Origin of the sequence: Streptacidiphilus rugosus AM-16 (genome assembly GCF_000744655.1) — a bacterium.
GTDB lineage: Bacteria > Actinomycetota > Actinomycetes > Streptomycetales > Streptomycetaceae > Streptacidiphilus > Streptacidiphilus rugosus.
Window position 1 is genome coordinate 3463794 of sequence record NZ_JQMJ01000004.1, and the last position, 21699, is coordinate 3485492.

The following is a 21699-nucleotide window of genomic DNA, read 5'->3' on the forward strand; positions in this document are numbered from 1 at the left end:
CCTCCGACGGTGGAACGGATCGACGAACAGACGTGGGGCGCGGGGACGCGCGGGGGGCGGCCGGGTTGCGGACCGGCCGCCCGGGAGCGCGTCGGTGGGTCAGTAGCGCGGCTTGCGGGTGAGGGCCATGCCACCCATCAGGAAGACGACGCCGATGACCCCGGCGACGATCGCGGAGGTGGTCTGCGCCGGCTTGTGGGCCGCGTCCATCACCGCGGTGACCAGGCCGGCCACGCCGCTGATGTAGCAGAAGATGGTGATGAAGATCTTGAGGTTGGAGTTCAACGTGGTGCTCCCTCGTGGTTGGGGGTTTTCTCCTGACCGTGATCCGCGGGTGCGGTCGCGGCGACTGTGAAGCCGAGCAGCATCACCCAGGCCTGCGGGTCGGCCAGGAACCGCCGCCAGCGGTCCGCGGCCAGCGCGAGGTCGCGCAGTCCCAGGACTCCGGCGGCGACCAGCGGTTCCAGCCGCTGGGGGCCGAGGTGGGGCGCGAAGGCCTCGGTGGGGTGATCGGCATTGGTGGTGGCGAAGGGCCGCAGCACCGGGCGGTCGAAACCGGCCGAGGCGAGCAGCGCGGGCAGGCGCCTGGCGATGGAACGGTCCCCGCCGGCCTCCGCCTGCGCGGCGGCCATCCTGGCGTGGATCCCGGCCAGTTCCGGGTAGGCGGGGTGGGCGACGCCCCAGCAGCCGGCGTCGACCTCGGTGACCGCGACGACGCCGCCGGGGCGCAGCACCCGGAGCGTCTCCGCCAGCACCCGTTCCGGCGAGGGCACGTGCTGCAGGACGTAGCGCAGCAGCACGAAGTCGACGCTCCGGTCGGGCAGCGGCAGGTCCGCCGCGTCGGCCACCAGGACCCGGTCGGCCGCGCCGCCCGCGTGGGCGACGAGTTCGGGGTCGATGTCGACGGCGATCAGCTCCGCCGCCGGGAGGGCGGCGCGAAGTCGCCGGGTCACCGCGCCGGGGCCGGCTCCCAGTTCCAGGAACGTCCCGGCGGTGTCGGCTCCGAGCTCGCGCAGGATGCGGAACTCCTCGGCGAAGGAGAGCTCCGCCTGGGCCTCCAGGCGGGCCAGCTCGCCGGCGAGTCCACCGCCGGTGGTCCGGGCCGGGTCGTAGGAGCCGCCCGGCGGGGGCGTGGTCGGCGCCGTCCCGGCCGGGGCGCTCATCGCGCGCTCGCGATCATCTGCATCCCGTGCCGGGGGCGCAGCGTGACCAGCGCCTCGGGCTCGACGGGGAACCCGGGGACGAGCGTCAGCCGTACCGACTGGACCAGCACCGCCAGCGCCAGCACCGCCTCCAGCATGGCCAGGTGCTGGCCCACGCAGATCCGGTCGCCGCCGCCGAAGGGCAGGTAGAGGTGGCTCGGCAGGGCCGCGCCGTCGAAGCGGTCCGGCCGGTACACCTCGGGGGCGTCCCAGTAGTCGGGGTGACGGTGCAGCACCCACTGGCTGACGCAGACCAGGGTGCCGGGCTCCACCCGGTAGCCGCCGATCTCGTCCTCGCCCACCGCGCGGCGGGAGATGAGCCAGACCGGCGGGTAGAGCCGCATCGCCTCCATCACGGCCCGGCGGCAGACCGGCAGGTCCGCCAGGTCGGCGGCGGTCGGCGGCCGTCCGCCCAGCACCCGGTCGACCTCCTCGCGGACCTTGTCCGCCTCCTCGGGGTGACGGTCCAGCAGGTACAGGGTCCAGGTGAGCGACTTGGCGGTGGTCTCGTGGCCGGCCATGACGATGGTCAGGACCTGGTCCCGCAGGTCCGCGTCGGAGACCAGATGGTCGCTGGACATCATGGTGTCCAGCAGCGTCCCGTCCGAGCCCGCTCCGCCGCCGGACGCCCCGCCCGCGCGACGGGAGGCGATCAGGGTCCGGGTCACCGAGTCGAGGAAGACACGGGCCTGCCGGAAACCCCGCTGCCGTAGCGCCGTGTCCGCAGGATCGGGGTCGGGATCCGGCACGTAGTGCCCGATGCAGCGGTTGACCGCGTCGACGGCACGTCCGAAGCCCTCGCCGATGCCGTCGATGTCCGTCCCCAGGATCGCCCGGGTGAGGATGGCCAGTGTCAGCGCGGTCAGGTGGTGGTCGACGGCGAGCGGCGTGCCCGACTCGACGGCGGGCCGCCAGCGCTCCAGCATCCGGGAGGTCGACTCGGTGACGATGCCGTCGAAGGTCCGCACCGAACTGGGCCGGAACGCGGGCGCGGTGAGCCGGCGCTGGCGCGCCCAGTCCTCACCGTTGCTGGTGAGCAGGCCGTTGCCGAGGAGCGGGCGGAGCATCCGGTCGTCCGGAGTCTCCTCCTTGGTGTAGTTGGCGCCGTTGTCCTTCAGTACGTGCCGGGCCAGCTCGGGCCGGTTGAGCAGGTAGACGGTGTCGCCGTCGGCCTGGTGCCGGGTGACGTCGCCGTACTCGCGGGCCAGCCCGTCGATGAAGGCCAACGGCGAGCGGCGCATCAACTCGAGGTCGACCTCCCCGGGCCCGGGCGGTAGTACGCCGGTCTGTGCATACGGACTCATGTCGAGGACCGTCCCCCTCAGCGCTGTGGATCCTGCGGATACGTACACGGGATACGCATGGGAAAGAGAAATACGTACTCCGCGAGACTCGATACGTATGCGGATGCGTATTTCAATACGTATTCGCGGCTACTTCCCGATGGAAATCTACCGCACCGGTCCGACCTGCTCAATACTTACTCCTGGACGCCGGAACTGAGGTCTTGGCAGGGATTTCCATGCCATGACAGTCTTCAATTCGTCGGCAGCGGAGAACACGCGGACCGACAATCCGGAATCCACCAAGGAGTTCACATGGCTTTGGACCAAAGGAAGCGCGCCGAGTTCGTCAACGGCTACACCCGGGCGCTCATCAGCGCCTGGTCGAGCGAGGACTACGCGGCCAAGCTGCGTAACGACTCTCGCGCGGCCCTGGCCGAGGCCGGCCTGGAGCTGCCCGCCGACGCGGAGATCGTGATCGTCACGACCGTCCCCGAGGGCGAGCACGAGGGCAACCTCGAGGTGCAGGTGGAGCTGTACGAGATCGGTCTCGCGACCGGTCGCTACGAGTTCCACATCCCGGAGACCCCGCAGATCGACACCGCTGAGCTCAGCGAGGGCGACCTGTCGGACATCGCCGCCGGTGGCACGTCCTGCTGCTGCCCCTGCTCCTGCTGCACCTGATCGACCTGTTCCACCTCAACAGCTACTGAGGAGTCGTAGTGGCAACCGTCGTCGGGGAGAACCCCGTCACCGTTCGCGGCCTTCGCAAGAGTTACGGCGACTGGCACGCGGTGCGCGGGCTGGATCTGGAGATCGAACCGGGAGAGGTTTTCGCACTGCTGGGGCCCAACGGCGCCGGCAAGACGACGACCGTGGAAATCCTGGAGGGAATCCGCCAGCGAACCGACGGCGACGTGCGGGTCCTCGGCTGTGACCCAGCCGAGGACCGGCGCGAGTGGCGCGCCAGGATCGGGGTGGTCCCGCAGACCACCGGCGCGTACACCGATCTGACCGTCCGTGAGGTCGTTCAGCACTTCGCGGCCTTCTACCCCAAGCCGCTGCCCGTCGACCAGGTCCTGGACATGGTCGGGCTCGGCAAGCACCAGAAGAAGCAGAGCACCGACCTCTCCGGGGGCCAGGCGCGCCGGCTGGACGTGGCCGTCGGCATCGTCGGCGACCCGGACCTGATCTTCCTCGACGAACCGACCACCGGTCTCGATCCGGTAGCCCGGCGCGAGGCCTGGGACCTGGTCCGTTACTTCTCGGACCGGGGCCGCACCACGGTGCTCACCACGCACTACCTGGACGAGGCGGAGGCGCTGGCCCGCAGGGCCGCGGTCATCGTCGCCGGCCAGGTGGTGCAGAGCGGACTGCTCTCCGAGTTCGGGGACCGCTCGCACACGCCCGCCACCGTCTCGTTCCGGCTCCCCACGGAACTGGCCGGAAGGAACCTGCCGACGCTGCCGGGCGACGCCGAGGTCGAGCCCGCCTCCGTGGACGGGCTGCAGCGGATCCGCACCCACACGCCGACCGCACTGCTCTCGGTGCTGCTGCCCTGGGCGCGGGAGGCGCGCGTCGTCGAACTGCCCGACCTGCGGGTGCACCGACCCACGCTGGAAGAGGTCTACCTCGACCTGATCACCCAGTCCGCGGCGACCGAGGCGGAGGCCACCCGATGACCCTGACCGCTCCCACCGAGGCCGTGGAGGCCCCGATCACCGAGGACCGGCGTCAGCGACGCGCGGTGCGGATGCCCGGCGTGCTGCGCGCCGGGGTCGCCCGCTCCTCCGTCGAGCTCAAGGCCTTCTTCCGCAACAAGCAGTCGCTGGTCTTCACGCTGATGTTCCCGGTGCTGCTGCTCGTCGTCTTCGGCTCCATCTTCTCCGGCAAGGTGGCCGGTACCGACACCGACCTCAAGCAGGTCTTCATGGCCGGCATCATCGCCGCCGGCGTGATGAGCACCTCCTTCTCCGGGCTGGCCATCAGCATCGCCATCGAGCGGGACACCGGCACGGTGCGCCGGCTCGCGATGACTCCGATGCCCAAGTCCGCCTACTTCATCGGCAAGCTGGTCCGGGTGGTGGTCACCACCGTGCTGGAGACGGTGCTGCTGCTCGGCATCGCCTGGAGCCTGTTCGGGCTGCCGATGCCGAGCAGCCCCGAGCGCTGGCTGACGCTGGGCTGGGACCTGGCGCTGGGCACCGTGGCCTGCGCGCTCATCGGCTCCGCCTACGCCGCCGCGATCCCGAACAGCCGCTCCGCGGCCGCGATCGTGACCCCGGTCTTCATGGTGCTGCAGTTCATCTCCGGCGTCTTCTTCCCCTTCAACCAACTGCCGCACTGGATGCAGACGGTGGCCTCGTTCTTCCCGGTGAAGTGGATGGCCCAGGGCTTCAGGTCGGTGTTCCTGCCGGACAGCTTCACCGTGGTCGAACCGGCCCACGCCTGGGAGTTGAGCAGGATCGCGCTGGTGCTGGGGCTCTGGGCGGTGGCCGGCCTGGTGCTCACCGCCATGACCTTCCGCTGGCGCGGCCCCCGGGTCCGCTGACCGGCGCCGGGCCCCGCCACCCGCACTGCTGAGAACCTGCCCTCCGGGTCCGGCCGCCTCCCCTTGGCGGCCGGGCCCGGAGTCCTTACCAGGGGGGAACCCGCTGATGAGCACGACGGCTGTGACCCTGCCCGACACGCTGGTCCACCCGTTCGCCCCGGCCGGGCGCCGCGACCCCTACCCCGCCTACCGCTGGCTGCAGACCCACGCCCCGGTCCACCACGATCCCTTCTCGGGGATGTGGCTGGTCACCGGGCACGCGGCCTGTTCGGCGCTGCTGCGCGACGCACGCTTCTCCGCCGCGCTCGGCCAGCGCGAGCGGGCCAGGGACGACCGGCTTCCGGTCTCCATGCTGACCACCGATCCCCCGGACCACCAGCGGCTGCGCGCCCCCGGCGGGCTGCTGCTCGGACCGGCGGCGCTGCGCTCGATCACCGACGGACTGTCGCAGGACGTGGACGCGGTGCTGGACGCGCTGGCGCGGCGGCGGGACGAGCCGGACGCGATCAGGGACCTCGGCACCCCGCTGGCCACCGCGGTGTTCGGCCGGCTCTTCGGGCTGCCCGCGCACGAGCACCCGGCGTTCACCACTCTCGCCCGGGCGGCGTCGGTCAATCTCGACCCGATGACGCCCCCGGCGCTGGCCGCCCGCGGACGGCTGGCGGCCGGCGCGCTGACCCGCTATCTCGACGCCCACGCCCGCGGCCTCAAGGCCCGCGGCGACACCTCCGCCCCGCTGGCCGCGCTGGCCGACGACGACCGGCTGGAACGCGGGGAGATGCTGGGGATCCTGTCCCTGGCCGTGATCGGCGGCTGGCAGCCCCTGGCGGAGACCGTCGGCAACGGTCTGCTGTGGCTGCTGCCCCACGCCGCGACGGTGCGCCGGCAGCTGGTGGAGGACCCGGAGTTCGCCCGCTCCTGCGTCGACGAGCTGCTCCGCCTGGAGGCGCCGATCCCGTTCGCCGCCCGGGTGGCGACTGAGGCGGTCGACCTTCCCGGCGGCAGCGTCCCCGCCGGGGCCCGGGTGCTGGCGGTGATCGCCGCCGCCAACCGCGACCCCGCCGTCTTCTCCGATCCCGACCTGCTGGTCCCTGACCGGCGGCCCAATCCGCACCTCGCCTTCGGGGCCGGGGCGCACTTCTGCCTGGCGGCCGCGCTGGTGCGGCAGGTCCTGCCCACGCTGCTGGCGCGGCTGCTCGCCCGCTTCCCGGAACTGCGCGGCCCCGACGTGCCGCCGGCCTGGGAGCCGACGCTGGTCCCGCGCCGCCTCACGGCCTACCCGCTGCGGCTGGGACCCAGCGGCCCGCCCACCGGGCCCACGACGTCAGAGGGGAACTGATGCGAACCGACATCCTGGTGATCGGCGCAGGCGCGGCCGGTCTCGCCTGTGCCCGGCGGCTGCACGACGAGGGTCTTGCGGTGGTCGTCCACGAGGCGCGCCCGCGGCTGGGCGGACGGATCCACAGCCATCACCCCGCCGACGGAGGCCCGCCACTGGAGCTCGGCGCCCAGGTGGTGCACGGCGACCGCAATCCGGCGCACGCCCTGGTCGGCGCCGCCCGCATGCGCGCCCTGCCCCGCGACGTGACCGCCCGCATCGTCCAGGACGGCGTCGAGCAGGGCATGTCCGCGCTGGCGCGGGGCCGCCGCGCGCCGTGGCTGGTCGAGGCCCAGCTGCACGCCGCTCCGGGACCGTCAGGGCTCTCCGTCGCGGGCTGGCTCGGTGGACGCGGCTTGTCCGGGGCCGAGTCGGGCGCCGCGGCCGAATGGTTCCGGCAGAACTGGGCGGTCGACCCGGACCTGCTCAGCGCGCCAGGAGTGGCCGCCGCCCAGCGCGGCGACCTGGCCGGGTCGGGGGAGTTCACGATCGACGGCGGTCTGGGCACGCTTCCCGCGCTGCTCGCCGAGGGGCTGGACGTGCGGCTGGGCAGCCCGGTGCGCCGGCTGGACCACGGCCCCGGCCGGGTGACCGCCCATACCGACGAGGGAAGGGTGACGGCGGTCGCGGCCGTGGTGACGGTGCCGCCGCCGGTGGTCGTCTCCGGGGCGCTGTCCCTGACCGACCTGCCCGCCGCCAAACGGGCGGCCGCCGCCGGACTGCCGCTCGGCGACGCCTGCTGTGCGGTGGTGACGCTGGACCGGCCCGCGCCGGCCTCCGCCGTCACGCTGGACCTGGACGGCCGCACCGGCTTCCTCCGCGCGACCGAGGGACGCCCCGAGGTGCTGGTCGTGGCGAAGGCGGGGGCCGCCGCCTCGGTCCGGGCCGCGCTGCGCGATCCGGAGGAGTTGTCGGGGCTGCTGCGCGTCGCCGTGCCGTGGACCGCGGGCGCCCGGATCGTCGAGGTGACCGCGGCCGACTGGGGCGCCGATCCGCTGAGCGGCGGCGGCTTCACCGCCCCGCTGGTCGGCGCCGAGGGCGCCGCCCGCACCTGGGCCGAACCGGTGGCCGACACGCTCTTCTTCGCCGGGGAGGCGACCTGGTGCGGCAGTGGACTTCCATGGATGCAGAGCGCTCTCGCCAGCGGTGTGACGGCGGCGGAGCAGGCGCTGAAGGCGGTGCGCAGATGACCCCGACGACCCCGACGACCCCGCACAGCGGCTGGTACCTGCTGGCCTTCCGCTCGGAACTGCCGGTGGAGCCCTCGCCGTTGGCGATCGGCGACCGGCAGCTGGTGGCGCTGCGCGAGGGCGAGCGGGTGCGCGTCTTCGACGCCGCCTGCCCGCACCGCGGCGCGCATCTGGGCTACGGCGGCCGCCGCGAGTCCGACTGCCTGGTCTGCCCCTTCCACGGCCGCCGGATCGCGCTCGGCGACAGCTCACGGGCCTGGTCGGTCGCGGAGTACCCGGTGCTGCTCTGGGGCGACGCCGTCTTCGCCAGGCTCTCGGACGATCCCGCGGGCGACCGGGGCTTCGAACGGGCCGTCAAGGAGTACGCCGACGACTACCCGCTCGTCCCCGCGGTCTCCCTCCCGGTCGCCGTGGACGCCGCCTACGTGGTGGAGAACGCCTTCGACGCGGACCACTTCAAGGCCGTGCACAAGGTGCCCGGCGTGCGCGGCATGACGGCGGGCCCCGGCCCGAGCGGGGAACTGACGGTCGAGGGCGAGTTCCTGATGCAGACGTCCCCCTGGCAGGACGAGCGGCGCAAGGAGGAGGTGCGCTGGCAGGCCATCCGCACCAACACCGTCCGCTGGGACTACCGTCCGCGGTTCCTGGCCCGTGCCTACAGCCCCGGCGTGGTGGTGACCGAGTTCGGCCCCGAGAACGACGTGCAGGTGATCGTGACGGGAGCTGTGCCCACCGCCGGAGGCTGCACGGCCAGGGTGGCCGTCGCCGTCAGGGAGAACCAGCACGGCGCGCTGCCGGTCCTGATCGAGGGCAGCCGCAAGGCGCTGGCCGAGGACAAGGTCGTCTGGGAACACCTGGTGCCCGGCGCGCCGGAACGGCTGGACGGCCGGGACGCGCCGGTCGTCGCCTTCCGCGACTTCTGCGCGGACTTCCCCGCGGCGCCGGAGGCCTTCCGGTGACCGCGCACGGCCTGCACCTCACCGAGACGGGCACCGGCCCCGCCGTGCTCTGGGTGCACGGCTACACCATGGACTCCTCGCTCTGGCGACCGCTGTGGGAGCTGCTGCCCGGCTGGCGGCACATCGGTGTCGACCTGCCGGGACACGGTCGGTCCGAGCCGTTCCCACCCGGCCTGACCCTGCCGCAGGTGGCGGACCGGCTGGCCCTGGTCGCGACGGAGACCGGAGCACGGCGGGTGGTCGGCCTCTCCTTCGGCTCCACCAGCGCGCTCCAACTCGCGATCCAGCGACCGGAGCTGGTCCAACGGCTGGTGGCGGCCGCCCCCACCCTGGCGGGGACCGCCAACGAGCCCGCCGCCAAGCGGCGTTACCAGCAGCTGACCATGCTGCACCGGCTGACCGGCCCCGGCGAGCAGCTGACCGACCTGTGGATGCAGTCGCCCCCCGACATCTTCCGTGGCACCGAGCGCCACCCCGAGCTGCGCCGTCGGGTCCGCGAGACGGTGCTTCGGCACCGCTGGACCGAACTGGCCGACGGCTCCATGGACACCCTCACCGCCCATCGGCACACCACGGCCGACCTGCGGCTGATCAGCGCCGCGACGCTCGCCGTGGTCGGCGCCGAGGACATGCCCGCCTTCACCGCCAACGCCGAACTGCTCAGGGACACCGTCCCCGACTGCCGGATGCTGACGGTGCCCGACTCCGGCCATCTTCCCCTGCTGGAACGGCCGGAGACGGTGGCCGACGCCCTCGCCGAACACCTGCGTTGACCCGACGAACGCGTTGACCCGACGAAACGGAGAGAATGTCGATGTCCCCCAGAGTCCTGGTCGTAGGCGGCGGCCCCGCCGGCTCGACCGCTGCCGCGCTGCTCGCCCGCGAGGGGCTGGAGGTCCAGCTGCTGGAGCGCGCCCACTTCCCGCGCTACCACGTCGGCGAGTCCATCTCCCCCTCCTGCCGGGCCATCATGGAGTTCTCCGGCGTCCACGAGAAGGTCGCCGCCCGCGGCTACACGGTCAAGCGGGGCGTGCTGCTGCGCTGGGGGGCCGAGCAGGACTGGGCGGTGAACTGGCAGGAGATGTTCGGTGAGGACATCCGTTCCTGGCAGGTCGACCGTGCCGACTTCGACAAGGTGCTGCTGGACCACGCCGCCGAGCTGGGCGCGCAGGTGCGGCAGGGCGCCCAGGTCCGCGCGATCCGCTTCGAGGGCGAGCGCGCGGTGGCGGCGGAGTGGACCTCCGACCAGGACCCGGGGCGGACCCGGACGACGGAGTTCGACTTCCTGGTGGACGCCTCCGGCCGGGCGGGCCTGCTCTCCACCCGGTACCTGCACAACCGGCACTCCCACGAGGTCTTCCGCAACGTCGCCATCTGGGCCTACTACCAGGGCGGTTCGCTGCTCCCCGGGACGCCGTCGGGCGGGATCGACGTGATCTCCTCGCCCGAGGGCTGGTACTGGGTCATCCCGCTGGCCGAGGGCCAGTACAGCGTCGGCTTCGTGACCCACCAGGACCGCTTCCTGCAGCGGCGTCCGGAGTTCGCCTCGCTCGAGGAGATGTTCCACGCGCTGGTCGACGAGAGCGAGACGGTGCGCGGACTGGTCGCGGACGGCGAGTTCCAGGGTCCGGTCCGGGTCGAGCAGGACTTCTCCTACGCCGCGGACAGCTTCTGCGGCCCCGGCTGGTTCATGGCCGGCGACGCCGGCTGCTTCCTCGACCCGCTGCTCTCCACCGGCGTGCACCTCGCGATGTTCAGCGGGATGCTGTCGGCCGCCGCCATCAACGCGACGGTCACCGGCTCCGTCACCGAGCAGGAGGCCCGCGACTTCCACGAGGCGCTCTACCGCAACGCCTACGCCCGGCTGCTGACGCTGGTGTCCGGGATGTACCAGAAGTACCAGGGCAAGCAGAGCTACTTCTGGCTGGCGCAGCGGCTGCTGGGCAACAGCGCGAGCCGTCACCGTCCCGACAACGCCTTCGGCGCCATCGTGGCCGGTCTCAGCGACCTGCACGACGCGGAGACGACGGAGGTGGCCCCGATGACGGGCCTGCGCGAGGCCGCAGACCACGCCCGCGAGCGCGCGACCGGCGGCGCGGCGGCCTCCGACGTCACCACCGCGCCCATGCGCATGGATCCCAACGACCTCTACGACGCGGCGTCGGGACTCCACCTGGTCACCACCCCGGCCCTGGGCATCCGCCGCGCGGCGCTCCCGCTCGCGACGGCCTGAGCCGGCACGACCGACCCGGCGAACACGACGAACACGACGAAGGGGCCGGTCCACCTCGGTGGACCGGCCCCTTCGTCGTGTCTCGTGCCATCGTGTCTGTTCGTACGTCAGGTCGCGCGGACCGGGCGGATCTCGACGAGGTCCCCGGGCGCGTAGGGCATCCGGCGGGCCCACTCCTCGGCCTCGGCCTGGCCGGGCAGGTCGAGCACCCACAGGCCGCCCAGCTGCTCCCGGCCCTCGGCGTAGGGGCCGTCGACGACGGGCCCGGAGAGGACCGGGCCGGGGGCGCGCACCAGGCGCGACGCCCGGCTGCGGGCCAGGCCGCAGCCGTAGACGACCTTGACGCCGGCCTCGTGCAGTTCACGGCCGAAACGGGCGTGCGAGGCGTCCATGCGGGCCTCGTCCGCCTCGGACATGGCGTCCCAGACCTTCTCGTCCCCGTGGATCAGGAAGACGAATTCCATCGTTCAGTTCTCCTCACGTCGGCGCGGCCCGTCGCAGCGCCTCAGCTCAACCCGGTTCTCGCCGAAGACCGGGACCCGGTCGGCCCAGGTGCGGGCCTCCTCCTCGGTCTCCACGTCGATCAGCCACATCCCGCCCAGCTCCAGCACGCCCTCGCCGGCGCGGGGCTCCGCCTCGGCGAAGTCCGGACGGGCCAGCCGGGCGCCGTACACGACCCGGACGCCGGCCTCGAACATCGCCCGGCCGAAGGCCCGGTTGGCGGTGAAGCGCTCCTCGCGCTCGTTCTCCGACATCTCGTCCCAGGCCACCTCGGGCCCGTAGATGAGCAATGCGTACTCCATGTGCTGCCTCCCTTGCGACTACTGCGACTTCGCGGGGTCGACTTCGTCACATCTGGCGGCTCGCCAGCCGGGCGAACAGGCCCTCGGCATCGGCGAGCAGCTCCTGGTAGGTGCCCTGCTGCACCACACGGCCGTGGTCCAGCACGATGATCCGGTCCGCCTCCGCCACGGTGGAGAGGCGGTGGGCGATCACGATCCGGGTGGCCTTGAGCCGTCGGGTGCTCTCGGTGACCAGGCGCTGGGTCGGGTTGTCCAGGGCGCTGGTGGCCTCGTCGAAGAAGACGATGCGGGGCCGGGAGACGAGCGCGCGGGCGATCATCAGGCGCTGTCGCTGGCCGCCGGACAGGGTGCTGGTGCCCTCGGACAGGACGGTGTTCATGCCCATCGGCATGGCCGCGATGTCCTCGGAGATGCCCGCCATCTCGGCCGCCGCCCAGGCGTCGTCCACGGTGTGGTTGCTGCTGCCGATGATGTTGGCCTTGATGTCCCCGGCCAGCAGGGCTCCGTGCTGGAGCACCACGCCGCACTGCCGTCGCACCGCCGAGATCTCCAGCTCCGCCAGGTCCTGGCCGTCGTAGAGGACGGTCCCCGACTCCGGCCGCTCGAAGCCGAGCAGCAGGCGCAGCACCGTCGACTTGCCGCTGCCCGAGGGCCCGACCAGGGCCACGAACTCCCCGGGCTCCACCTGGACTGTGACGTCCTGCAGCACCGGCGGGCCGTCCTGCCCGTAGCGGAACGAGACGTGGTTGAGCCCCACCCGTCCGGACAGGTCGCCGGGTTCGGCCTTGGTGTCGTCGACCTCGGGCTCCTCGCTGAGGATCGGCCTGAGTTTCTCCAGCATCGGCACCACGCCCATCGCGGTCACCGCCGCGGAGGTGAACTGCAGGCTGGACGCGATCAGCAGGTTGAAGGCGGTGAAGAAGGAGAGGAAGACCGGGATCGACACCTGCCCCTTCAGCGGCCCGCCGATCACCGCGAAGATGACGACCGAACAGACCAGCGGGAACCCGGCGTTGAAGGTCGTGACCAGGTTCTGGATGCGCCGCGAGGAGGCCGCCAGGCTGCGGCCCCGGCTGAACTGGCCGGCCCAGACCCCGAACACCCGGTCCTCGACCGCGGTGACCCGCAGCTTCGGCACCGCGGTGAGCAGTTGGAAGACCCGCGAGGACATCGCCTGCTCGTGCGCGTACAGGCGGCGCTGCCAGCGGATCTCGATCCGGCCCGCCAGCGCCGCGAAGAGCGCGCCGGCCAGTACCAGCGCGGTGGCCAGGCCGGCCAGGCGCAGGTCGTAGAAATAGACCAGGACCAGGTTGGCCAGCCCGGTGAGCAGACCCAGGGTGGCCGTGGTCATCATGCCGGAGAGCGTCTCCTGCGCGGCGCTGACGCCGAGCACGGTGGTGCCCAGCTCGCCGGTGGACCACCCGGAGAAGAAGGAGGCGGGCAGGGAGAGCAGCCGGGTCCAGATGCCGACCTGCATGGCGGCGGCCGAGCGGCTCTCGATCCGCAACACGGCGATGTTCTGCACCACCGACAGCGCCGCGACCGCCAGCGCCGAGCCGATCACCACCAGCGAGCCCTCGACGATCAGGTTCCGCTGGGCGTGCGCGACGAAGGTGCCGAGCACCTCCCCGGTCATCACCGGGACCAGCAGGCCGATCAGGGCCACCAGGGTGCCCATCCCGGCGAACATCCACAGGTCGCGGCGGTTGTTGCGCAGCCCGAAGCGGAGCAGGCCGCCGACGCTGCGGACGCTGTGCGGCAGCGGCTGGTAGAGCACGGTGGCACGGTTCTCCAGCTCGGCCGCCAGGCCGGGGCCCAGCGGCGTCACCGTGCCGGCCTCGGCCACCACGTAGCGGCCGCCGACCGGCAGCAGCGCCACGGCGGCGCCGCCCTTGCGGTAGCCGACCATCGGGCCGAGGTCCTTGCGCCACCAGCGTCCGTCCAGACGGACCGGGCGGGTGCGCACGCCGGAGGCGAGCGCGATGGCCTGGAGCTGGTCCAGATGGCGGTCGTGGCCCGGTCCGGCGACCGGCGCCTTGACGGTGAAGCCGAGCTGCGAGGCGACCAGCCGGGCGGCGGCCAGCGTGGGCGGGTCGGCGGCGGCGTCGGCCAGGCGGACCCGGGAGGCGGTGTCGCGCAGGACCGTGTCGAAGCCGCGCGCGGACTCGCCCAGGGTGCCCGCGTCGCGTTCGGCGCGGGCGGCGAACAGCTCCTGCTCCTGGGCCCGCTGGCGCTCGACCCTGCGGTCGACGGTGAACAGCAGGCGTCCGCTGTGGACGGTCAGCTGCTCCCAGAGCCGGCCCTGTTCGAGCAGCTCGCGCAGCGAGCAGGCGGTCACCCGGGCCGGGCCGCCGGCGACGAGCCAGTCGCGGTCGGTCAGGAAGAGCTGCTCGCCGGCGGTGAGCTCCCCGGCGACGCCCTCCGGCATCTCGACCGTGCCCGACTCGATCCGTACCCAGCGCACCCCGTCGACCGACCTGAGCGCCTGGCCCTTCGTCAGTTCGGTGCTGCCGCTCGGGTCGAGCGGGACGAACTCGCGCGGCGGCAGGCCGTCCCGCAGCGAGCCGGCCAGGCCGCTGATCCCGCGCTCCAGCCCGCTGACGCACTGCTCGACGGCGCGCTGCCCGGCGTCAGGACCGGACAGCTGCTCCAGACGCCGGGTCGGCACCAGCGCGACGCGGGCGCCGAGCACCGGACGGGCCACGATGCCGTGCCGGGGACCGGTGGGCGCGCCGGGCAGCAGGGTGCCCGTCCCGATCCGGCACAGGAAGGTCCACCGGCCCACCGGGGCACCGTCCTCCAGCTGGACCGCGAAGAGATCCACGGCCCCCTGCTCCACCAGCAACACCTGACGCGGGTCGTCCAGGACCAGGTGCCGGTCGGCGCTGGGCGTCGCGGCGTCGGTGAAGAACTCGTCGAGCGCCGCTTCGCGTTCGACCACAGGGCTGCTCACAGCTCGTCCTCCTCGTCGCGCCTGGCCGACTCGATCAGCGCGGCGTAGCGCCCGTCGAGGGCCAACAGCTGGTCGTGGGTGCCGCGTTCGGCGATCTCGCCGCGCTCGAGCACGATGATCTCGTCGGCGTCGCGGACGGTGGAGAGGCGGTGCGCGATGATCAGGCAGGCGCAGCCGCGGCGGCGCAGGTTGTCCATGATCACGCGCTCGGTCTCCGGGTCCAGCGCGCTGGTGGCCTCGTCCAGCACCAGCAGGGTGGGCTGGGCGGCCAGGGCGCGGGCCAGTTCGAGCCGCTGCCGCTGTCCGCCGCTGAAGTTGCGGCCGCCCTCCAGCACCATGCTGTGGATGCCGCCGGGCCTGGTCATCACGGTCTCGAAGACGGCGGCGTCGTCGAGCGCCGCGGAGACCGCCTCGTCGGGCACGTCGTCGTTCCAGAGCGTCAGGTTGTCCCTGACGGTCCCCTCGAAGAGGGAGATCTCCTGGTCGACGTAGGCCAGCGAGGAGGCCAGCACGGTGCGCGCGATCTCCTCGCGGGGCTTGCCGTCCAGCAGGATGCGACCCGACCACGGCGTGTAGAGGCCCGTCAGCAGGCGCCCCAGCGTGGACTTGCCGCTGCCGGAGCCGCCGACCACCGCCACCCTGCTGCCGGGGAGCACGGTCAGCGAGAGGTCCTTGATGACCGGCTCGCCGAGCGGGCTGTAGCCGAAGCGGACGTGCTCGAACTCCAGCCGCCCGTCCAGCCGGGGACCGGCCGCGGGCTCGGGCCGGGAGAAGACCTCCGCGACGGGGTAGCGCTCCACGTCGTAGAGCCGCTTGATGTCCGCCGTGACGTCCTGCAGCCGGCCGCCCAGGTTGGTCAGCTGCGTGACCGGGCGGCTCAGCGCCACCAGCAGGGTCTGGAAGGAGACCAGCAGACCCACGCTCATCGCGCCGTCCACCACCCGCTGCCCGCCGACCAGCAGGATCAGCCCGCTGTTGAGGGCGGCCAGCATGGGCGGGATGACGGTCAGCACCGCGGTCGGCACGCCCAGCTTCTGCTTGGCGGTGACGACCTTGGCCATGAAGCCGGCCCAGCGGCTGAACGCGTCGGGCTCGGCGCCGGTGGCCTTGACCGTCTCGATCAGGCTCAGCGTGGTGAAGGTGGTGGCGGTGAGGTTGCCCCGGTCGGTGCGCAGCGCCGCGACCGCGTCGGTGCGGGAGCGGGAGACGGAGCGCAGCACGACGATGTTGAGCAGCGCCATGCTGACGCCGATGACGCCGAGCAGCACGTCGTCGCGGATCAGCAGCACCGCGTAGAAGAGCACCAGGACCAGGTTGACCACGGTCAGCACGAAGTCACGGGAGAGGATCTCCGCGACCACGTCGTTGCCGGAGACCCGCTTGGCCACCTCCGCCGGGCGCCGCTGCAGGTAGAAGTCGACCGGCAGCCGCAGCAGGTGCCGGAAGAAGCGGGCCGAGCTGACCAGCCCCATCCGGATCTCCAACCGCAGCAGGTAGTGCCGCTGCACGGAGGTGAGGACGAAGGTGGCCAGGGCGGTGAAGGACATCGCCGCCAGCAGCGGCACGAAGTAGCCGGTGCCGCTGCCGGAGAGCACCCGGTCGATGTAGACGCGGGTGAACGCGGGCACCGCGAGACCGGGGACGACCAGCAGGATGCTGGCCATCAGCACCAGCGGCATGGCGCGGCCGCTGGGCAGCCGCCGTTCCAGCAGAGCGAGTCCGATGCCGCCCTTGTCGCCGCCGGGCCGGAAGTCGGGGCCCGGCTCGAAGGAGAGGACGATGCCGGTGAAGCCGGAGTCGAACTCCTCCCAGTCCATCAGCCGCGGGCCGCTGGCCGGGTCGTTGACCGCGACCACGGTGCGTCCGTACCGGCTGCGCACCCCCTCGACCACCATGAAGTGCTGGAAGGCCCAGAAGATGATGACCGGTCCGGTCAGGTCCTTGAGCTGGTCCGCCTCGGTCTGGTAGCCGCGGGCCACCAGGCCGTAGCTGCGGGCCGCACCCAGGACGCTGGAGGCCCTGGCCCCGTCGCGGGAGACACCGCAGGCGCTGCGCAGGTCCTCGAGCGGGACGTGGCGGCCGTAGTGGCCGAGGATCATGGCCAGGCTGGCCGCGCCGCACTCCACCGACTCCATCTGCAGCACGGTCGGCACGGTGTAGCGCCAGCCCCGCGAGGGTCTGGGCCGCCCGCCGCGCTGCCGCAGGCCGCGGCGGCTCCGGCGGGGCGGCTCGGGAGCCTCGGGCGGAGCCCCGGTCGTACCTCTGGCAAGGGTGTCCGTCATGCTTCCGCCCCCCTCATCGGCCGAGGAACATGTCGAACGGGGTCTGGTGGCCCAGGTCGATGGTCGCCGTGACGGAGACCTGGGTGGTCAGCCGGCCCGGCGGTCCGCTGGCCGAGGTCCAGGCGAAACCCGTCGGCGTGTGCGGATCGGGCAGCAGGTCCACCACCACCAGGCGCGGCGGCGAGCTTCCCGCGTAGGCGCCGGCCGCCAGGTCGCCGCCGACCAGGCCGGAGACCGCCTCCCTGGTCAGCGGGTAGGGGCTGACCGACTCGATGGTGCCGCGCAGCAGCCCGAAGGCGCCCGCCGGCGCCGTGGAGACGGACAGGTCGACCGGCTCGCCGGGGGCGAGTCCGATCGCGCGGGCGGCCGGGACGAAGACCATCGCCACCACGTCACCGCCGGAACCGGTGGCCGAGCCGTCGGCGGAGGAGCCGCCGACGTCGGTGCGCTCGATCGCGGCCACCGTGGAGCCCGGCTGGACCACCTCGCCGTCGCCCACAGGAACGCCGACCACCTGTCCGGCGAACGGGGCGCTGACCACCCGCACGTGCCCGGAGTCGTCCTCGACCCTGGCCAGCGCCTGACCCTGCGTCACCGTGTCGGCCGGCTGGGCCAGCACCTCCTGGACCATCCCCGCGTACGGGCTCTGCACCAGCGCGGTGCCGCCGTGCCGGGTCAGCAGCCCGGGCGCGTCCACGCTGATCGGAATGCGCCCGACGAACACCCACAGCAGCGCCGCACCCATCGTGATCATGACCACGAAGAGCGCGATCCAGCCGCGCGGCGCGGCCAGCAGCGTCGGCGAGTCCAGCTCGTCGGGCTCCCGCATGCGCTGCAGCGCCTTGAAGCGGAACTTCATCGCCCTTCTCCCCCCAAGCGTCTCATCTGCCCGCGTCTCATCTGCGGGCTTCTCTTCTGGGCACGCCGATGTCCTGACGCAAGGTCGCCGGACGGCTGCCCACCACGAACTCGCCGACCGTTCCCTCGGTCAGCCAGTCGAGTCCGCTGGCCGTCGCGAAGTCCGCGGCATCCCCACCGCCCAGCCCGCAGACCGCCAGTCCCATCGCCGTGCCCGTCAGGTAGAGGCTCTGGTAGAGCACGCCGACATGCTTGAGGATCAGCGGGTAGGCCACCGCCTCGTACTTCCACATCACCCGGCCGAAGCGCGCGGTGATCAGCAGCAGCACCTGCGGATCCGCGGTCATCAGGGAGGTCTCCCTGGCCGCGGTCAGCAGCGCCGCGGTGGCCGGTCCCGGCTCGGCGACGCGCTCCAGCTCGTGCCGGTCGGTCGCGTAGTGCCACAGTCCGGCGGGCACCCCGGCGCAGGAGCCGACCAGCGGGTAGACCTCCAGCTCGTGCACCGCTCCCCCGCTGGGGCAGGGCCGGTCGGCCAGCTCCTGGCCGTCGCTGCCGACGAAGGTCTGCCGGCGGCGCACCGTGCGGTAGAGCAGCTCCGCCAGCTGGTCGACCGTCAGCGGTTCCTCGTCGTGGTCGCGGATCGAGCGGCGGTCCTCCAGGATCTGGGCGAACGGACGCTCGCGCCCGGCCGCCAGCTCCAGGTCCGGGACCGGGAGCGCGATCCGCTCGCCGGGGAACGGCGGGGGCGAGGCGGGCTCGGGCGCGAAGCGCGCGGCGCCCGGATAGGTGCCGCCCGACGCCGCCACTGTGCCGGGGAACCGGGTGTGCGCGTGGAAGGCCAGGTCCGCGGCGGACCACTGGGCCAGACGCCGCTCCTCGGGCTGCTCGCGGCCCGGCCCGCCCTGGGTCAGCAGGCCCGCGGCGGCGAAGAGCCGCAGCGCCTGCCGCACCGCGTCCAACGGCAGGCTGCCGGCCCGGTGGGCCAGCAGCGCCGGGGTGGTCCAGTCCGCCAGTGCGCCGAGCAGCACCGCGCCGGCCGGCCCCAGCTCGACCGCGAGCGGGTTGCCGGGGGCGCGGACGGCCAGCAGGCCGTCCTGGGGCGTGGCGGTGGCGAATCTGGACAGCCTCAGCCGTCCGGCCGGGTCCGGCGCGGGGCCCGGAGCGCCCGCGCCGCGGCCGACCACGCGCAGCCGCGCCACCGGCCGGACCTGCTGCGGGGCGTGCGCCTCGGCGTCCGGACGGTCCAGGTGCAGCGCGTGCTCCAGCAGGCCGTGGCCGTCCAGCTTGCGCAGCATCAGGTGCCAGCGCAGCAGTCCGGCCTCGCCGTCCCGCCGCACCACCGTCGCGGCCAGCTCGTCCTCGGACCGCTCGCCGCCCGCCAGGGCGGCCAGCGCCGCCCGGATCCCGGCCGGCGGCGCGCCCAGGGCCAGCGCCCCGAACGGCGCGGTCACCTGGAGCGTGCCGCCGGGACGGCTCGAGTCGAGCTCGGCGTCCCGGCGCAGTCCCAGCCGCCAGTGCACGGCGCCGTGCTCGGCCTCCGGCCCGACCTCCGGCCCGGCCTCGGGCCTGGCGCCGGTCTCCTCGCCGACGTACTCCGAGGCGATCGTCATCGGTTTCCCTCCGGCCCGCTCTAGAAGAAGACGTTCTTGGGGTTGAGCTCCGCCTCGGTCCTGGGCGCGTCCAGCCAGCGCTGGCGGACCGGGACGTCGAAGAGCCGGCCGGGACCGGTGCGGCGCCAGAAGTGCCGCATGCCGGGGGCGATCACCTTGACCACGCTGAGATCCAGGTCTGGGCGGCTCTGGTCCAGCACGATCACCTCGACCCCGCACGCGCGGGCGCGGGCCACACAGTCCGCGACGTGCCCGGCCAGGTCGTGCCCGACCAGCGGGGCGAAGTCGGCCACGGTGGAGGGCCTGGCCGTCGGGTCGGGCCGGAGCCAGGGCTCGTCGGCGACCTTGGCCTCCCGGCACCACGCCAGGGTCTCCAGGTCGTCGGTGCGGTAGACCGTGGCGCCGTTCTCGTCCCTGCGGTCGACGAACGGGAGGAACTGGTTGACCTCGGTCAGCGCCCGGATCGCGGCGATCCGCGGGTCGGGGTGCGCGCCGAAGCCGACCATCACGTCCTCGACCTCGTGGTCCCGCCGCGAGATCGCCGCGAAGGTGGGCACGCCCAGGTCGGAGGTGATGTCCAGGACCCACAGCTCGCGGTCCATCGACGCGTAGAAGGCGCGCATCGTGTCGACGTAGGGATCGCCCAGCGAGTCCAGGTCGAACGCCGGGCGGGCCAGCCGGTTGTACCACCAGAGCGCCACCGCGTCGCGCTCAACGACCTCGCAGAAGCCCTGGAGGACGGCCTCCTCGACGGTGTTGCCGCTGGCGCAGCCGTTGGAGTCGCTGACGCAGTAGAAGTGCCGCGCCATGTCCGGGTGTCCGTACCAGGCGTAGCCGGCCGGGACCAGGCGCTCGGTCTCGTGGGTCAGCGACCAGGCGGTGGACCAGTCCAGCTGCAGCTCGGTGCGGAAGGGGTCCGGCACCAGGTGGAGCCGGTGCATCGGGTTGGCGTTCCACTCCAGCCGGTGGGCGAACTGCTCCGGCGAGAAGAGCAGCAGCTCGTCCATGTGCAGCGCCACGGCCGGGTCGAGGTCCTGGTAGGCGGCGTGGACCACGCGCTCCTCGCCGCGCCAGACCGCCGAGTACCGCTCGATGGCCTCGCAGACGGCGCTGACCTTGGCCTGGATCTCCGAGCGCCCCTTGCCGCCGCTCTGGCCGCGCATGTTGCGGCGCAGCAGGTCCATGTTGTCGTTGACCATGGCGAAGTTGTGGCCGGCGGTGAAGCTGAAGGTGATCCCGTTGCCGGTCTCCTCGTGCGCGCCCAGCTTGGTGATGGCGCCGAGGTAGGGGCTGATGTGCTTCTTCAGCCGGTCGTAGGTGGCCTGCGGGGCCTGCACCCGGTAGCCGCCGTCGGTGGTGTGGCGGGCGGGACGGGCGGTCAGCACCACCTTGGGGCTGCGCTCGCCGATCAGTCCGGGGTCGCCGCAGGAGGGGCACTGGGGCTGGCGGATCAGCACGTGTTCCTCGGTGCCGAGCGTCGGCAGGTCCAGGCTGATCATGCGGCCGTCCAGCCGCTCCGACGCGCCGGTCGCCAGCAGCTTCGCCGTCTCCGCGGCCAGCAGCTGGGCCACCGTCCGCGGCCCGGCCGGCACGGCGGCGGTGGCGGGGTGGAACGGGACCGTCTGGCCGCGCTTGCCGCTCAGGTAGCGCTCCACCTGGCGGTTGCCACTGATCCGCTGCCGGATGCAGCTCCAGCAGCCGGTGCTGCCAGGACGCAGCAGCGGGCCCAGCCAGGGTGCGGTGCCGGTGGGCCGGGCCAGCAGCCACGGCCGGCCGTCCGCGAGCCGGGCCTGGTTGAGGCGGTCCAGCAGCGGGTCGAGGTAGTCGTCGACCAGCACCACGGTCATGGTGTCGGGTCCGGCCAGGACCGCCTGCTCGTGGTCCACCTCCCTGGCCCGCAGTCCCATGGCGCGCAGCGCGTCGAGGAAGGGCGCGGTCTCGGCCAGGCCAGAGGCGGTGACCAGGAGTTCGGTCCGCTCGGCGGCGGCCACCACCTGGGCAGGGTCGATCCCCTGGGCGTCCCAGTAGGCGAGCGCGGCGTCGGGGAGGTCGGGGCGGCCCTCGGCCAGGTGGCCGGCCACCTCGTAACGGCGCAGGGCGGTGAGCGCGGGGCCGAGGGACAGCGTCCCGCTCAGCTGCTCCAGGATCTCCGCGACGGTACGGCGCCCGTCCAGATACGGCAGCAGGTGCACCGCCGCGGCGCCCTGGACCAGATAGTCCTGGCCCTCGCCCAGCAGGAAGACCTTGGACCCGTCCACCACTTCGGTCAGGAAATGCGCTTTGAGGCGCGGTCGCTCCATATAGGATCCCCCGGAGTCTGAGTACCCGTCGATTCGACGATCGGCCACTCATTCGAGCACGCCGCCAAAACGGCTGTACATACTGCACATTCGGTAT

General features: G+C 72.9%; 18 protein-coding genes. 8 read left to right on the top strand and 10 right to left on the bottom strand.

Translation table 11 applies throughout. The features are described 5' to 3' along the window. Positions 1–99 precede the first annotated feature (99 nt). Genes BS83_RS24585 through BS83_RS24595 form a run of 3 tightly spaced genes read right to left on the bottom strand, consistent with a single transcriptional unit; the run spans position 100 to position 2506 of the window. On the bottom strand, positions 100–285 hold the full coding sequence (locus BS83_RS24585) for a hypothetical protein (RefSeq protein WP_037605759.1): 186 nt from the start codon (positions 283–285) through the stop codon (positions 100–102). Beyond that, positions 282–1163 (bottom strand): class I SAM-dependent methyltransferase, encoded by an 882-nt coding sequence (locus tag BS83_RS42085; RefSeq protein ID WP_051943826.1) that lies wholly within the window; start codon positions 1161–1163, stop codon positions 282–284. The genes BS83_RS24585 and BS83_RS42085 overlap by 4 nt, the downstream gene beginning before the upstream one ends. Next, on the bottom strand, positions 1160–2506 hold the full coding sequence (locus BS83_RS24595) for a cytochrome P450 (RefSeq protein ID WP_037605760.1): 1347 nt from the start codon (positions 2504–2506) through the stop codon (positions 1160–1162). The genes BS83_RS42085 and BS83_RS24595 overlap by 4 nt, the downstream gene beginning before the upstream one ends. A gap of 294 nt (positions 2507–2800) precedes the next feature. On the opposite strand from BS83_RS24595, the gene BS83_RS24600 reads away from it, so the two are divergent. From BS83_RS24600 to BS83_RS24635, 8 genes are all read left to right on the top strand, one after another. Further along, complete coding sequence (locus BS83_RS24600) at positions 2801–3169, top strand: hypothetical protein (protein ID WP_232248476.1); 369 nt, start codon at positions 2801–2803, stop codon at positions 3167–3169. 38 nt (positions 3170–3207) lie between these two features. Next, complete coding sequence (locus BS83_RS24605; protein ID WP_037605762.1) at positions 3208–4167, top strand: ABC transporter ATP-binding protein; 960 nt, start codon at positions 3208–3210, stop codon at positions 4165–4167. Next, positions 4164–5036, top strand: coding sequence for an ABC transporter permease (locus BS83_RS24610; RefSeq protein WP_084714013.1), 873 nt, complete (start codon positions 4164–4166; stop codon positions 5034–5036). Before BS83_RS24605 ends, BS83_RS24610 begins: the two co-directional genes overlap by 4 nt. A 106-nt stretch (positions 5037–5142) precedes the next feature. Then, positions 5143–6375, top strand: a complete 1233-nt coding sequence (locus tag BS83_RS42090) for a cytochrome P450 (RefSeq protein WP_084714016.1) — start codon at positions 5143–5145, stop codon at positions 6373–6375. Further along, positions 6375–7604 carry a flavin monoamine oxidase family protein gene (locus BS83_RS24620; protein WP_037605763.1) on the top strand — a complete coding sequence of 410 codons (1230 nt, stop codon included), beginning with the start codon at positions 6375–6377 and terminating at the stop codon, positions 7602–7604. The genes BS83_RS42090 and BS83_RS24620 overlap by 1 nt, the downstream gene beginning before the upstream one ends. Continuing rightward, positions 7601–8563 carry a Rieske 2Fe-2S domain-containing protein gene (locus BS83_RS24625; protein ID WP_037605764.1) on the top strand — a complete coding sequence of 321 codons (963 nt, stop codon included), beginning with the start codon at positions 7601–7603 and terminating at the stop codon, positions 8561–8563. The genes BS83_RS24620 and BS83_RS24625 overlap by 4 nt, the downstream gene beginning before the upstream one ends. Beyond that, complete coding sequence (locus BS83_RS24630; protein ID WP_037605765.1) at positions 8560–9336, top strand: alpha/beta fold hydrolase; 777 nt, start codon at positions 8560–8562, stop codon at positions 9334–9336. Before BS83_RS24625 ends, BS83_RS24630 begins: the two co-directional genes overlap by 4 nt. A gap of 41 nt (positions 9337–9377) precedes the next feature. Then, positions 9378–10796, top strand: a complete 1419-nt coding sequence (locus BS83_RS24635) for an NAD(P)/FAD-dependent oxidoreductase (protein ID WP_051943830.1) — start codon at positions 9378–9380, stop codon at positions 10794–10796. A gap of 107 nt (positions 10797–10903) precedes the next feature. On the opposite strand, the gene BS83_RS24645 is transcribed toward BS83_RS24635, so the two are convergent. Genes BS83_RS24645 through BS83_RS24675 form a run of 7 tightly spaced genes read right to left on the bottom strand, consistent with a single transcriptional unit; the run spans position 10904 to position 21602 of the window. Next, on the bottom strand, positions 10904–11260 hold the full coding sequence (locus tag BS83_RS24645) for a YciI family protein (protein ID WP_051943832.1): 357 nt from the start codon (positions 11258–11260) through the stop codon (positions 10904–10906). 3 nt (positions 11261–11263) lie between these two features. Beyond that, positions 11264–11599 carry a YciI family protein gene (locus tag BS83_RS24650; protein WP_037605767.1) on the bottom strand — a complete coding sequence of 112 codons (336 nt, stop codon included), beginning with the start codon at positions 11597–11599 and terminating at the stop codon, positions 11264–11266. A 46-nt stretch (positions 11600–11645) separates the two neighbouring features. Next, positions 11646–14552 carry an NHLP bacteriocin export ABC transporter permease/ATPase subunit gene (locus tag BS83_RS24655; protein WP_051943834.1) on the bottom strand — a complete coding sequence of 969 codons (2907 nt, stop codon included), beginning with the start codon at positions 14550–14552 and terminating at the stop codon, positions 11646–11648. Next, the gene (locus tag BS83_RS24660) at positions 14549–16834 is read right to left on the bottom strand and encodes an NHLP family bacteriocin export ABC transporter peptidase/permease/ATPase subunit (RefSeq protein WP_084714021.1); all 2286 of its coding nucleotides are present in this window, start codon (positions 16832–16834) and stop codon (positions 14549–14551) included. The genes BS83_RS24655 and BS83_RS24660 overlap by 4 nt, the downstream gene beginning before the upstream one ends. A gap of 13 nt (positions 16835–16847) precedes the next feature. Beyond that, positions 16848–17693, bottom strand: coding sequence for an HlyD family efflux transporter periplasmic adaptor subunit (locus BS83_RS24665; protein ID WP_037605769.1), 846 nt, complete (start codon positions 17691–17693; stop codon positions 16848–16850). Between the two features lie 37 nt (positions 17694–17730). Then, a complete protein-coding gene (locus BS83_RS42095) occupies positions 17731–19302 on the bottom strand; it encodes a SagB family peptide dehydrogenase (RefSeq protein ID WP_051943836.1) in 1572 nt (523 codons plus the stop codon). 20 nt (positions 19303–19322) lie between these two features. Beyond that, entirely contained in the window at positions 19323–21602 is a 2280-nt protein-coding gene (locus tag BS83_RS24675) for a TOMM precursor leader peptide-binding protein (protein WP_037605770.1), read from the bottom strand. Positions 21603–21699 lie beyond the last annotated feature (97 nt).

Coding starts and splice junctions, on each gene's coding strand:
- BS83_RS42085 (WP_051943826.1), bottom strand. CDS start 1,163: ATGAGCGCCCCGGCCGGGACGGCGCCGACCACGCCCCCGCCGGGCGGC.
- BS83_RS24595 (WP_037605760.1), bottom strand. CDS start 2,506: ATGAGTCCGTATGCACAGACCGGCGTACTACCGCCCGGGCCCGGGGAG.
- BS83_RS24600 (WP_232248476.1), top strand. CDS start 2,801: ATGGCTTTGGACCAAAGGAAGCGCGCCGAGTTCGTCAACGGCTACACC.
- BS83_RS24610 (WP_084714013.1), top strand. CDS start 4,164: ATGACCCTGACCGCTCCCACCGAGGCCGTGGAGGCCCCGATCACCGAG.
- BS83_RS42090 (WP_084714016.1), top strand. CDS start 5,143: ATGAGCACGACGGCTGTGACCCTGCCCGACACGCTGGTCCACCCGTTC.
- BS83_RS24620 (WP_037605763.1), top strand. CDS start 6,375: ATGCGAACCGACATCCTGGTGATCGGCGCAGGCGCGGCCGGTCTCGCC.
- BS83_RS24625 (WP_037605764.1), top strand. CDS start 7,601: ATGACCCCGACGACCCCGACGACCCCGCACAGCGGCTGGTACCTGCTG.
- BS83_RS24635 (WP_051943830.1), top strand. CDS start 9,378: ATGTCCCCCAGAGTCCTGGTCGTAGGCGGCGGCCCCGCCGGCTCGACC.
- BS83_RS24645 (WP_051943832.1), bottom strand. CDS start 11,260: ATGGAATTCGTCTTCCTGATCCACGGGGACGAGAAGGTCTGGGACGCC.
- BS83_RS24650 (WP_037605767.1), bottom strand. CDS start 11,599: ATGGAGTACGCATTGCTCATCTACGGGCCCGAGGTGGCCTGGGACGAG.
- BS83_RS24660 (WP_084714021.1), bottom strand. CDS start 16,834: ATGACGGACACCCTTGCCAGAGGTACGACCGGGGCTCCGCCCGAGGCT.
- BS83_RS24665 (WP_037605769.1), bottom strand. CDS start 17,693: ATGAAGTTCCGCTTCAAGGCGCTGCAGCGCATGCGGGAGCCCGACGAG.
- BS83_RS42095 (WP_051943836.1), bottom strand. CDS start 19,302: ATGACGATCGCCTCGGAGTACGTCGGCGAGGAGACCGGCGCCAGGCCC.
- BS83_RS24675 (WP_037605770.1), bottom strand. CDS start 21,602: ATGGAGCGACCGCGCCTCAAAGCGCATTTCCTGACCGAAGTGGTGGAC.